This is a genomic window from Vallitalea guaymasensis, assembly GCF_018141425.1.
Classification (GTDB): domain Bacteria; phylum Bacillota; class Clostridia; order Lachnospirales; family Vallitaleaceae; genus Vallitalea; species Vallitalea guaymasensis.
In genome coordinates this window covers 1,762,153-1,775,399 of the sequence record NZ_CP058561.1, presented here as the reverse complement: position 1 = coordinate 1,775,399, position 13,247 = coordinate 1,762,153, and the positions used below count along the sequence as shown (strand labels likewise).

At 31.7% G+C, this 13,247-nt stretch carries 10 protein-coding genes; 9 read left to right on the top strand and 1 reads right to left on the bottom strand.

Going from position 1 to position 13,247, the window contains the following annotated elements:
• Positions 1-128: 128 nt before the first annotated feature.
• The gene (locus HYG85_RS07950) at positions 129-1,538 is read right to left on the bottom strand and encodes an ISNCY family transposase (RefSeq protein WP_212690122.1); all 1,410 of its coding nucleotides are present in this window, start codon (positions 1,536-1,538) and stop codon (positions 129-131) included.
• A gap of 434 nt (positions 1,539-1,972) precedes the next feature.
• Here HYG85_RS07950 and greA point away from each other — a divergent pair, with 434 nt between their 5' ends.
• The 9 genes from greA (at position 1,973) to glmS (ending at position 13,114) form a co-directional block, all read left to right on the top strand.
• On the top strand, positions 1,973-2,449 hold the full coding sequence (gene greA / locus HYG85_RS07945) for a transcription elongation factor GreA (protein ID WP_212693039.1): 477 nt from the start codon (positions 1,973-1,975) through the stop codon (positions 2,447-2,449).
• Positions 2,450-2,522: 73 nt separating this feature from the next.
• Positions 2,523-4,019 (top strand): lysine--tRNA ligase, encoded by a 1,497-nt coding sequence (lysS, locus tag HYG85_RS07940; protein WP_212693038.1) that lies wholly within the window; start codon positions 2,523-2,525, stop codon positions 4,017-4,019.
• Between the two features lie 388 nt (positions 4,020-4,407).
• Positions 4,408-5,652 carry a putative glycoside hydrolase gene (locus HYG85_RS07935; protein ID WP_212693037.1) on the top strand — a complete coding sequence of 415 codons (1,245 nt, stop codon included), beginning with the start codon at positions 4,408-4,410 and terminating at the stop codon, positions 5,650-5,652.
• A gap of 41 nt (positions 5,653-5,693) precedes the next feature.
• Entirely contained in the window at positions 5,694-6,071 is a 378-nt protein-coding gene (locus HYG85_RS07930; RefSeq protein WP_212693036.1) for a hypothetical protein, read from the top strand.
• Between the two features lie 32 nt (positions 6,072-6,103).
• Positions 6,104-7,045 carry a hypothetical protein gene (locus HYG85_RS07925; protein WP_212693035.1) on the top strand — a complete coding sequence of 314 codons (942 nt, stop codon included), beginning with the start codon at positions 6,104-6,106 and terminating at the stop codon, positions 7,043-7,045.
• 350 nt (positions 7,046-7,395) lie between these two features.
• Complete coding sequence (cdaA, locus tag HYG85_RS07920; RefSeq protein ID WP_242986410.1) at positions 7,396-8,262, top strand: diadenylate cyclase CdaA; 867 nt, start codon at positions 7,396-7,398, stop codon at positions 8,260-8,262.
• On the top strand, positions 8,255-9,562 hold the full coding sequence (locus tag HYG85_RS07915) for a CdaR family protein (RefSeq protein ID WP_212693034.1): 1,308 nt from the start codon (positions 8,255-8,257) through the stop codon (positions 9,560-9,562). The genes cdaA and HYG85_RS07915 overlap by 8 nt, the downstream gene beginning before the upstream one ends.
• Positions 9,563-9,916: 354 nt before the next feature.
• Entirely contained in the window at positions 9,917-11,269 is a 1,353-nt protein-coding gene (gene glmM, locus HYG85_RS07910) for a phosphoglucosamine mutase (RefSeq protein ID WP_212693033.1), read from the top strand.
• Positions 11,270-11,281: 12 nt separating this feature from the next.
• Positions 11,282-13,114 (top strand): glutamine--fructose-6-phosphate transaminase (isomerizing), encoded by a 1,833-nt coding sequence (glmS, locus tag HYG85_RS07905; RefSeq protein WP_212693032.1) that lies wholly within the window; start codon positions 11,282-11,284, stop codon positions 13,112-13,114.
• The last annotated feature ends 133 nt before the right edge of the window (positions 13,115-13,247 follow it).

Sequence of the window (13,247 nt, the reverse complement as noted above, 5' to 3'; positions counted from 1 at the left end):
AGAGGCATCCCCTAACCTGTTTTGTGGCATAGCAAGTAAAGCATGGGATGCCTTGTAAAGAAAGCATAACATGCCATTTTCTCATTATAAATAGACTTTCGCGGCATAAAAGCTATTTTTATGGAATTTTATTTAGCAATGGTCAAAGCTTGGGAGTACATTGCAGACTCAAAGGATTGTTCATAATAGTGTTTTTGCTTTTTAACAAACTTTGTAAAAGTACTCTTTTTCCACGGATGAGACATTGGTGGAATATATCTTTTGCGAGGTTTTTCAGTGCTTTGGGGGTAATGGAAATTTCTTGATGTATATTCATGTTCTGGTATCTCGTCTAGAGTGTATACTTTTTCTCCTATGCTTGTAAATAGTTGTCCATCAAAAGATTTAATAACTAGAGCCAGTGTACCTTTATGGTAATAAACAGGGTAGCCATTAGAATCTATAGGTTTATAATACTTTTTGTTTAATCTGATACAGTGACCATTATCAATCTTACGATTTACAAGAACTGCAAGAGTAAGATTAATTTTTTCATTATCGGGTTGTTTTTCAAAAACAGATTTGATATTATTAAGAGGCAGAGCAAATTTAGCATTATATTTTTGTATGTAGGAGTCCAAAAATATATTTGCTTGTTCTATGGTTGTTGCGCCTGCTAATCTTAATTCGATTGGTAGGCGTGATTGTAATGTTTGGAACATTCGTTCTACGCGACCTTTGGCTTGTGGATTGCTGGTTGTTCTGATTTCGACCCCTAACTGTTTACAAGCATAACCAAACTGAGTAAAAGTATCCTTTTCAAGAGAAGGAGATTTTTTTTGCCTATATTCAAAGACAGTACGTCTATCAGTATAAAACATATAGGGAATACCATGATTATTTAAAATCTGATGAAAAACATTATAGTAGCCTTTCAACGTTTCTTGTCTATCAAAATATGCTCCAACAACAGTTCCTGTAGCATCATCAACAGCAATATGTAGATGAGTTTTTTTATCCCCAAACCAAAAGTGTACAGAAGCATCCATTTGAATCATCTCACCTAAAAAAGCACAGCGTGGTCTACGAGGATGAGCATCTTCAAGAGCAACTATGTTTTCTGTAATTTTAGCAACCTCTTTCTTTGATTTAGTAGCATTTCTTTGTTTTTTCAACTTAAGACGCATTCTCTTTTTAGTAACACGTCTAGCTTTAGGTGAAAGCATCCCTTCAGACATAAGAATGTTTTGTACAGTACTTACAGAAACCTTGATTTTTTCATGCTCTTCTAGCAACTCACAATAATGAGTGAAGTTTGTGTTATAATATTTTGTTCGATAAAGATTTAAGATATTTTCTTTGATATTGTCTTCTATTGTATGTGATGGTTTACGACCACGATTACCATGGATAAAGAAAATCTTTCCTTGATCTAAATAACCTTTGATTAAACGATTTATATTTCGTCTAGTACAGCCTAGTTTCAGAGCTGCATTGTCCTTGTTCCCTTTAGTTTCAACTAATCTTTTAATAATTTCATATTTATATTGTTCTGTCATGTTTAAGTCTACCTTTCTAATGATAATCACCTCTGCCTATAAAATACATGAGGTTTTATTATATACCATAATTAAAAAAAATAGGACATAATCAATTGTGGTACACTAAGACATTATCATAAATCAATCATACTTAGGCTTATCAGAACTATTTTTATATTGACAACTTGTTATTATTAAGTTATAATACCTTGAATATGAATAATATAACATTACAAAAATTATAAATACGGTATTGGGGAGTCATTAGGATTGTATGTTGTATTAATAATTTGATATATAACGTTTAATTAATTAATTTATTAACATATATTAATTAAATGTTTTATCTTGATAAACAAGGTAATCATATTGAACTAGACATATAAAGATAGTTCGTATATTACTAGTTTTTATTATTATATAAAATATATTAAGAGGAAGGGTGTAGCAAGATGCCTGACAAAAAAGTAATACTAACATATAATGGATTAAGGGAATTAGAAGATGAATTACAGAATCTGAAAGTTGTAAGAAGAAAAGATGTAGCAGAAAAGATAAAAGAAGCTAGAGCACAAGGCGATTTATCTGAAAATGCAGAATACGATGCGGCAAAAGAAGAACAAGGCGAAATTGAATCTAGAATAGTAGAACTTGAAAAAATACTTAAAAATGCTGAAGTAATCGACGAAGAAGAAATATCATTAGATACCATTAGTGTAGGTTGTAAAGTGAAGATATATGACCTAGAATTTGAAGAAGAAATTGATTATGCAATCGTAGGTTCAACAGAAGCAGATCCATTAAATTATAAAATATCTAATGAATCACCAGTCGGAAGTGCCTTAATCGGTTCTAAGATAGATGATTTAGTAGAAGCTGAAACTCCTAATGGAGTTGTAAAACTAAAAGTGTTAGACATTCATAGATAAAATATAAACATGGATATAATAAAAATCATATAAACAAAAGAGTAATAATAATATACAAGAGGAGGACTTGTAAGTGTCAGATAACAATAGTAACAACCAAGGCAAAGAACAGGACCTTAATGAACTCCTACAAATTAGAAGAGATAAACTAGCTGGGTTACAAGAAAAAGGAAAAAATCCTTTTGAACTCACTAAATTTAGTGTGGATTGTCATAGTAATGAAATTATCGATGGTTTTGAGGAGTTAGAAGGCAAAGAAGTTACAATTGCAGGTAGAATCATGACTAAACGTGTTATGGGAAAAGCTTCTTTCTGTCACATAGCTGATAGAAATGGACAAATTCAATCATACGTTAGAAAAGATGCAATTGGTGAAGAAGAATATGCCGAATTCAAACATTATGACTTAGGTGATATTGTTGGTATAAAAGGTGAAGTATTCAGAACTCAAAAAGGTGAAATATCAATAAAAGCTCATGAGGTAACTTTACTATCTAAGAGTTTACAGATTTTACCAGAGAAATATCATGGATTAAAGGACACTGATACAAGATATCGTCAAAGATATCTAGATTTAATCGTTAATCCAGAAGTAAAGGATACTTTCATAGCTAGATCCAAGATCATAAAAGAAATCAGGAACGTACTTGATAATAGAGGATACTTAGAAGTAGAAACACCAGTACTCAATACAATATCTGGTGGAGCATCTGCAAGACCTTTCATAACACATCATAATGCTCTTGATATGGAATTATACATGAGAATCGCTCTTGAATTACCTTTGAAGAGATTGATTGTAGGTGGATTCGAAAGAGTATATGAAATAGGTAGAGTATTTAGAAATGAAGGATTGTCAGTAAGACATAACCCTGAATTTACATTACTTGAATTATATGAAGCATATACAGACTATCATGGTATGATGGATTTAACCGAAGAACTTATTCGTACAGTAGCTAATAGAGTATTAGGAACTACTACTGTTACATATGATGAGGTAGAAATCGATCTTGGTAAACCATTTGCAAGACTATCAATGTTAGATGCAGTTAAACAATATGCTAATGTTGATTTTGATGAAATAGAAACAGATGAACAAGCAAAAGAATTAGCTAAAAAGCATCATATAGAATTTGAAAAACACCATAAAAAAGGTGATATCCTCAATCTTTTCTTTGAGGAATATGTTGAAGAACATCTTGTTCAACCAACATTCATAATTGATCACCCAGTAGAAATCTCACCTCTTGCTAAGAGAAAGCCTGAGAAACCAGATTATACTGAGAGATTCGAATTATTTATCACAAAAAGAGAATTCGCTAATGCCTTCTCTGAGTTGAATGATCCAATCGATCAAAGACAAAGATTCGAGAGACAAGAAGAACTTCGTGCAGCTGGAGATGAAGAAGCCAGCATGATCGACGAAGACTTCCTTACTGCATTAGAATATGGAATGCCTCCAACAGGAGGACTTGGAATAGGTATTGACAGATTGGTTATGTTATTGACTGATTCATATTCAATCAGAGACGTACTATTATTCCCAACAATGAAACCAAAAGAGTAGATATATTAAAAAAAACCTCTATTATGAGGTTTTTTTATTGTCCTATAATATACATGATTAGTTTACATACCTAATCATGTTATGGTATACTGTATAAGTTATTTACATAGGCTTTGTATTAATAATATGGTGATAGAAGTTATAAATTACGTATTGCTTATAAGAATCAGAAGAATAAAATCATTTTTTATATCAATATTTGGAATAAGTTAGCAATAAATATGATTAAGAAATCTAATGAGTGTTATAATATAAATAAAGTAATTTATCTAATAAAAAAGTGTCGAAAATAACTTTTTTATGTGCTATAATCTAAATAATACTATATTCATGACTGAGATATTTAACTGAGGAAAATAAAAATCAATTGAAAAGAGGGAATGAATGAATGGCTTATCGTAAGAGACAACGTAATACAAGAAAATATTGGTTCTTGATTTTATTAATAGTGTTGATAATTTGTGCTCCATTTGTATATAAATACTTAACTAATAAAGATGGTGATGGAAATAACTTTATCAGTAGTATTATTAAACCAGATGAACCAACAGTAGAAACACTGGAAGTTGGATTCAACGATTATCTAGAAAGTCCTGGTGTCAGCTATAATTTGTATAGTGAAGCTCCAAAAGTTAAGGGGCTATATGTAAACGCATCTGCAGTTAGCAGTAAGGAAAGATTCAATACCTTAATAGATATAGCTAATACTACAGAGGTAAATGCGTTTGTTATAGATGTTAAAAATGATTCAGGTAGAATTACGTTTGATATGGATAATCCACAATCAGATGAAATTAATGCAGAAGTAAAATATATGAGAGACATTAATGTTGTCATGGATAGACTATATGAAAATGATATCTATCCAATAGCACGTATTGTAGCATTTAAAGACCCTTGGTCATCAAAAAAAATAACTGACCTTGCTATTAAGAATAAAGACGGTAGTCTTTGGATGTATGATAAAGTATCATGGCTTAATCCTTATAATAAAGATACTTGGGATTATGTCCTTAATGTTGCTAAAAAAGCCGCAGAAGTTGGATTCAAAGAAATTCAATTCGACTATATAAGATTTGAAGCTACAAGAAGTTTGAATAACGCAGATTTTGGTGAGGATGCTGAAAACAAAACAAGAATGGAAGTTATTTCAGAGTTTGTTGAATACGCCATGAAAGAATTAGAACCATATAATGTCAAAGTATCAGCTGATGTATTTGGTACTATTATTACAAGTAAAGTAGATGCAAAAGCTATAGGACAGGATTACTTAGCTATGGCAGAAAAATTAGATGTAATCTGCCCAATGGTATATCCTTCACACTATGGAAAAGGTTTCTTTGGAATACCTAGAGATAAACATTCAGACTTATATCCATATGAGACAATACTAGGTTCAATGACAGCATCAAATGAAAAATATAAAGAATTAAATGGCAAGAAAGCAGCTATAGTAAGACCTTGGCTTCAAGCATTTACAGCATCTTATCTAAGAAAACCAAATTATAAGTCCTATGGTCCAGAAGAAATACGTGCTCAGATACAAGGAACATATGATGCAGGTCTTGAGGAATGGATTTTATGGCATGCTGGTTCAAAATATAATAAAGATGCATTATTAAAAGCGCAATAATGCTTCATGACAGCTACTTTATTGAAACGGGGTGAGTACTTGTGAATAAAGAGAAAGTAAAGATTATGACTAATCTTGCTATATATGAAAAAAATGTAGGAAAAGAAGACTTCACTGTAAATGGACATTTTAAGTCAAATTATATATCCTACAATAACTTTAAAACACGATTAGGCGTTGCCATAGCAATGTGTATTATATTCGGCGGGGACTTGATGAGAAGAGTTACTAGAGATCTCAATAGTTTAGGAGATATAAATTATATTAGTATAGGTATTAAGTATCTTGTAATATTAGTTGTTGTACTAGCAATTTATACAATCATTTCAACAATCATTTATAGAAAAAGATATAAAAGCGCTGAAATAAGGATTGCAAAATATAAAAAACTACTTAGTAAGCTGGATGCTTATAAGTAGTGTAGATTTTATTCAAGGAGGAAATTTTAGTTATGACTAAGCTTTATGAGATAAGGGAAGTGCTCATAACACTGTACAAGAGATATGAAAGATTTATAGTGCCTATAACTAAGTTTTTAGTGGCATTAATGGTATTTGTTAAATTAAATGGGTTTTTGAATTTTGCCAAGGTACTTAATAATCCGGTAGTGAATATATTACTAGCGGCAGTAGCTAGTTTTATACCTGGCAATTGGTTAGTACTCTTAATGATATTTATAATTAGTACTCATTTATTCTATGTTTCAATTGAAGCTTTAGCAATAATATTCGTAATGATGATAATAATATACTTGATGTATATTAGGATATTCCCTAAAATGGGTTATTTCATAGTAGCAGTTCCATTGCTATTTTCACTGGGAATACCATATGTAGTACCTATTTTTGCAGGATTATTTGTTGGTCCAATAGCAATCGTACCTGTTTGCATTGGTGTTGGTGTCTACTTTTTTTCAGGCCACATGCCAACTATTTTATCAATAAAAGCAGCAGATTTAACAGATTTACCAGATTCACTTATGAGTATGTATAAAACAATTACAGATTCACTACTTAACGACAAAGCTATGATGTTAACAATTATAATATTTATTGCAGTTATCTTAATTACATATTTTGTAAGCCGTTTAGAAATAGATTATGTATGGTACATTGCCATTGTCGCAGGTAGTATCACTAACTTGTTAGGATTTATTATTGGAAATATTATATTAAAAACAGATATCAGTATAATAGGAGTTATTTTAGGTTCTATACTATCAATAGTATTTGTTGCCGCATGTCAATTCCTGAAAGTATGTTTACACTATACAAGAGCTGAGAAAGTACAGTTTGAAGATGATGATTATATCTATTATGTGAAAGCAATACCTAAGATCAAGATTGGAAAACAGATTAAGAAAGTAAAGCGTATAAATAATATAACAAAATAATATGAAATCTATTGATTAATAATGAATTAACATGACGAAGTGGTCTTATGACTCTTCGTTTTTTTCTAAAATTATAACATTTACAGAAAATCAAGTTATGGAATATATTTTTGTAAAAATTTTATAAAAATCTATTTTTATAAAGTATAAATAATGATATAATAAGTTACATATAAGTTAATCTTTTGTAACTAGAAGGGGTATCAATTATATACGCCCATTGACCTTATAATATTAAAATAATTTAATGAATTTGTTTATTAATAAAAGTATAATAATAAGGTATAGGTTAATATTGGTAGAATGAATAGTCTAAGATTGATAGAAGTATGGTTAAAGAGGGTGTAATATTGGAAGATTTGAATAACTTTTGGCAGAATTTAAAAATGATACGATTCGATTTACCTATAATAGGCGTAAAAGATGTAATTGAAATAGCTTTGATTGCATTTGTCATATATCAACTTTTAAAATGGGTTAGAGGTACTAGAGCCTGGACACTTTTTAAAGGTTTATTAATAATATCTATTATTGCATTCATATCAATGATACTGGAACTTAACACTATAACTTTTATATTTGTCAAAACCATTAATACTGGAATCATAGCCTTGCTGATCGTATTTCAACCAGAACTTAGAAGTGCATTGGAACAGCTTGGCCGAAGAAATTTTTTCTCTACTATCTTAATATTTGAAGAACAGAAAGACAAAAAAGAGAAGATTTCAATAAAAGCAATAGAAGAAATTGTAACGGCAACAGAAGAAATGGCAAAATTCAAAACAGGAGCATTAATAGTCGTAGAGAGAGAAGTAAAACTTGGTGAATATGAACGAACTGGAATACCGTTGAATGCAACAATAACAAGTCAATTGCTTATAAATATATTTGAACACAATACTCCACTTCATGATGGAGCAATTATAATAAGAAATAATAAGATAGTTGCCGCAACCTGCTATTTACCACTATCAGATAATATGAGCCTCAGTAAAGAGTTAGGGACAAGGCATAGAGCAGCAGTTGGTATAACTGAAGTTTCTGACTGTATAGTTATCATAGTTTCAGAAGAAACAGGAAATGTATCGATGGCATTAGGTGGTAATATAATTAGAAATGTAGATAGTGATTATTTGAAAAATAAATTAGTCTATCAAAAGAAGACAGCTGACATAAAGAAATTTAAAATTTGGAAAGGTAGACAAAGAAATGGGTAATGTATTTACAAGAAACGTAGGATGGAAAATTGCATCAATTGTAATAGCCTTCTTTGTTTGGTTTGCTATTATAAGGGTAGAAGATCCATATATAACCAAGGATTTTAAACACATACCTGTAAAAGTTCTTAATGAAGAGGTAATCACGTCCAAAAACCAATATATCAATTTTATAGAAGGTCAATATGTTGATGTTACCCTAGGAGGGAAACGTACAATAATTGAACGTTTCAATAAAGATGATATAATAGCTACCGTTGATATGCAATACTTATCATTTACTGATTCATTAGTTATTGATATAAAGCCTATTGAAGGAATTACAGTTGTTAAGAAAAGTCCTAACGATATGAGAATATCAAGAGAAAATGTTAAATCAGAAAGTAGAAAGATAACCTATGAATTTGAGGGTAATCCTAAGGAATCATATATTCATCTAGATCCTATCATTACTCCAAATACTGTTGAAATAGAAGGGCCAGAATCTAAGATGGCTCAAGTACACGAAGTTAGAGTAACCCTTGGTATTGATGGTGCCACTAATGACGTTACATCCGTTGGTAAAATAAGATTATTGGACAAAGAAGGTAACGAAGTCAGTGACATAGATAAGAGTATAGAAGAAGTTAGTTACCAAGTTCCTATCAGGAAATTGAAAGAAGTCAGTGTTCTTGTTAAGACCACAGGTAGTTTGCCTTCTGGATACAAATTGACTGGAAGTGAAGTTATTCCTAAGAAGGTAACTCTTATTGGAACAGAATCGGCTATTGATAAAATTAGTAATCTAGTATTGGAAGTACCACTTAATAATGTTACTTCTGATGTTGACAAAGAAATTAGCCTAGCTACAGTATTACCAGTTGGAGTATCAAGATATCAAAACACCAACATGGTTACGGTTAAATTGAATGTAGACAAAGTTCAAGAAAAAGAGGTAACGATATTAACTCATGATATAAGTATAGAAAGATTACCAGAGAATCTGAATATATCTATAGTTAATACAGAAGATATTAAGGTAACATTTCGAGGAATACTAGAAGACTTGAGTAGAATTACAGTATACAGTCTCAATCCTACGATAAATCTTAATAACTTGGAGGAAGGGCGACATGAAGTCACTCTTAATCTTACATACCCAAGAAGTGTTGAACTTGTTACTGAAATTCCAAAAGTCGTAATAGAATTAACTAAACAAGATCAAGGTGATGTGACTGAAAATATACAGGATAATGCAGGTGACATAGGAGAAGATACTGAAAGCAATGAACCTGTAGATGATACACCAGTTAACAATTAAATATTTATATATGGGGCTGTCTAATAATACATTTTTATGGCTATAAGCTTATTAAGATGTATTATTGGACAGTCCCTTTTCTATGGATGGAGGAAAGTTTTTATATAGAGCCAAGTAACAAAAATAATGATTATTACATATTACTATAATATATACCACTTTATAAAGTGGTATATACCAGACCCAAAACAAAAAGCTATTTATTGCATAATTTATTGAAGGCAAATATAGGTAGTGATATAATTGTAAAAGTGTAAAAGGTAAAATACTACTAATATTTTCCTAATTAAATTTTGTAATCAGATGAACTAATGAATAGATAAAAACATATATAATATGAAAGGAAATATAATAATGGGTAAATTATTCGGAACCGACGGTGTGAGAGGAATTGCAAACAAAGAACTTACTATAGAGATGGCGTACAAATTAGGGCAGGCAGGAGCTTACGTACTTACCAAAGAGAAAAAACATAAGCCAACTATATTAATAGGAAGAGATACACGTATATCAGGAGAAATGCTAGAAGCAGCGCTTATCTCAGGTATATGTTCAGTTGGAGCCAACGCAGTAAGTATAGGCGTAGTACCTACACCAGCGGTAGCATATTTAACAAGATTATATAATGCAGATGCAGGAGTAGTCATATCCGCTTCTCATAATCCTGTAGAGTACAATGGAATAAAATTCTTCAATAGTAAAGGATACAAATTATCAGATGCGCTAGAAGATGAAATAGAAGATATCATGCTGAATAACAGTGAAAAATTAGAACTTCCTACAGGAACTAAGATAGGAAGAGTAAAGCATAAGAGAGAAAGCATAACAGACTACATCGATTATGCTAAGAGTGTAATAGACATTGACTTAGAAGGAATCAAGATAGTTATTGATTGTGCTAATGGTGCATCATATGTATCTGCACCAGAAACACTAAGACAACTAGGCGCAGAAGTATTCATCATTCATAATGAGCCTGATGGAACTAACATAAACAAGAAATGTGGTTCAACTCATATGGAAGACTTACAACATTTTGTAAAACAAGTAGGTGCTGATATAGGTCTTGCATTTGATGGTGATGCTGACAGATGTCTTGCAGTAGACGAACTAGGAAATATGGTAGATGGTGATAGAATTATGGCTATCTGTGGTCTATACATGAAAGACAAAGGATTATTGAAAAAAGATACCGTTGTTGCAACTGTAATGAGTAACCTAGGATTATTTATTATGGGAAAAGAAAAGAACATACATATAGAGCAAACACAAGTTGGCGATAGATACGTATTAGAAAAGATGATAGAACAAGGCTACAATCTAGGTGGAGAACAGTCAGGACATATCATATTCTTAGAAGAAAATACAACAGGTGACGGACTTCTAACAGCTATTCATCTATTAGAAGCACTCAAGCACTCAGATAAAAAATTATCCGAATTAGCTAATGTCATGGAAGTATTACCACAAGTACTAGTAAATGCAAAAGTAAGCAATGGTAATAAATACAGTTATTTAGAAGATGAAGTAATAAAAAGTGAAATAGAGAAACTAGAAGCAAAATTTGATGGTGAAGGAAGAGTATTGATAAGACCTTCTGGTACTGAACCATTAGTTAGAGTAATGATTGAAGGAAAAGACAAAGAGGTATTAGCTGATGAAGCAGAAGCATTAGCTAGCTTAATAGAGCGTAGACTCAATAAATAGGAGGTATATATTTTGTGCGGAATAGTTGGTTATATTGGAGATAAAGAAGCTGCCCCCATCCTGATTGATGGGTTGAAAAGCTTAGAATATAGAGGATACGACTCAGCAGGTGTATCCATTTACGATCATAAAATTAAATGTGTCAAGACAAAAGGAAGATTAATCAATCTGGAAGAGAGATTGAACAATAACATGTTACATGGTAACTTAGGTATAGGTCATACCCGTTGGGCTACTCATGGTGAACCTTCAGACATTAATTCACATCCACATATGAATAGCACCAATACTATATCATTGGTTCATAACGGGATTATAGAAAATTACATGACAATAAAAGAAAAACTAGAATCAAAAGGACAAAAGTTTGTATCAGAAACAGATACTGAAGTAGCAGTACAGTTGATAGATTATTATTATAGCAAAAACCATAATCTTTTAGATGCTGTTCTAAAAGCTATGGATAAGATAGAAGGTTCTTATGCATTTGGTGTCATCTGCAATGACGAACCAGATAAAATAATTGCAGTCAGAAAAGATAGTCCTTTGATTATTGGAATAGGTAAAGGTGAGAACTATATAGCATCTGATATTCCTGCCATTCTAGAACATACAAGAGACGTATATTTGTTAGAAGACAAGGAAATCGCTATTGTAACTAAAGATAATGTGAAGATAATAGATACAGATAAAAACGAAGTAACAAGAGAGATATACAATGTCACATGGGATTTAAAAGCCGCTAGAAAAGAAGGCTTTGACCATTTCATGTTAAAAGAGATATTTGAACAGCCAAGAGTAGTAAAAGACACTTTGACTCCAAGACTACCTCTTGACGTTAATGATATAGTCCTAGATGACATCAACATGTCAAAAGAGGTTCTTGAGAAAATTAACAAGATCTATATAGTTGCCTGTGGAACAGCTTCCTATACAGGCTTAGTAGGAAAATATCTAATTGAAAGAGTAGCTAGAATACCAGTAGTAGCAGAAGTAGCATCAGAATTTCGTTATAGAGAACCAATACTGGATGAAAACACCTTGATGATCGTTGTTTCACAATCAGGCGAAACAGCTGATACACTTGCGGCGCTTAGACTTGCTAAGAAAGCAGGGGCATATGTTATTGGTATAGTTAATGCAGTTGGTTCAACAATATCTAGGGATGCTGACGATGTATTATATACCCTCGCAGGACCAGAAATCGCTGTAGCATCTACAAAAGCATATTCAGCTCAGTTATGTGCCATGTATCTACTATCAATCAAGATAGCTATGGAACTTGGAAAGATATCTAAAGATGAATTCCTAGAGTTAAGAGAAGAGTTATATGCGCTACCTGATAAAGTGGGTAAGGTATTAGAACAGGCAGATAAAATCAAAGAATTAGCTAATAAATATATTAATTCCAAGAACGTATTCTACATTGGTAGAGGTCTTGATTATGCTGTGTCAATGGAAGGTGCATTGAAGTTAAAAGAGATAGCTTACCTTCATGCAGAGCCTTATGCTGCTGGCGAGTTGAAGCATGGTCCAATCGCACTTATAGAGAATAATTCATTACTAGTTGGACTAACAGGTCATGAAGAGCTTTTTGAAAAGACAGTAAGTAATATAAAAGAAGTAAAAGCCAGAGGAGCTAAGGTATTAGCAATTGCGCTAGAAGGCAATGACGAGATTGGTAAGATTGCAGATGATGTAATATATGTTCCAAGAACCCATTGGATGTTTACATCACTACTTGAAAATATTCCACAACAGATATTTGCTTATTATATTTCTGTGGGGCTTGGGCATGATGTTGATAAGCCTAGGAATTTGGCTAAGAGTGTTACGGTGGAGTAGGAATTGGAAAGAGGTTATTGTTAATTAGTGTTGTGGCTAAATAAAAAAATTTCTTGTAATAAAAAAGGTTGTTTTATATTGGAATTAATATGGTATAATAAATCATATTAATTCCTTTTTGATTCTTAATAAT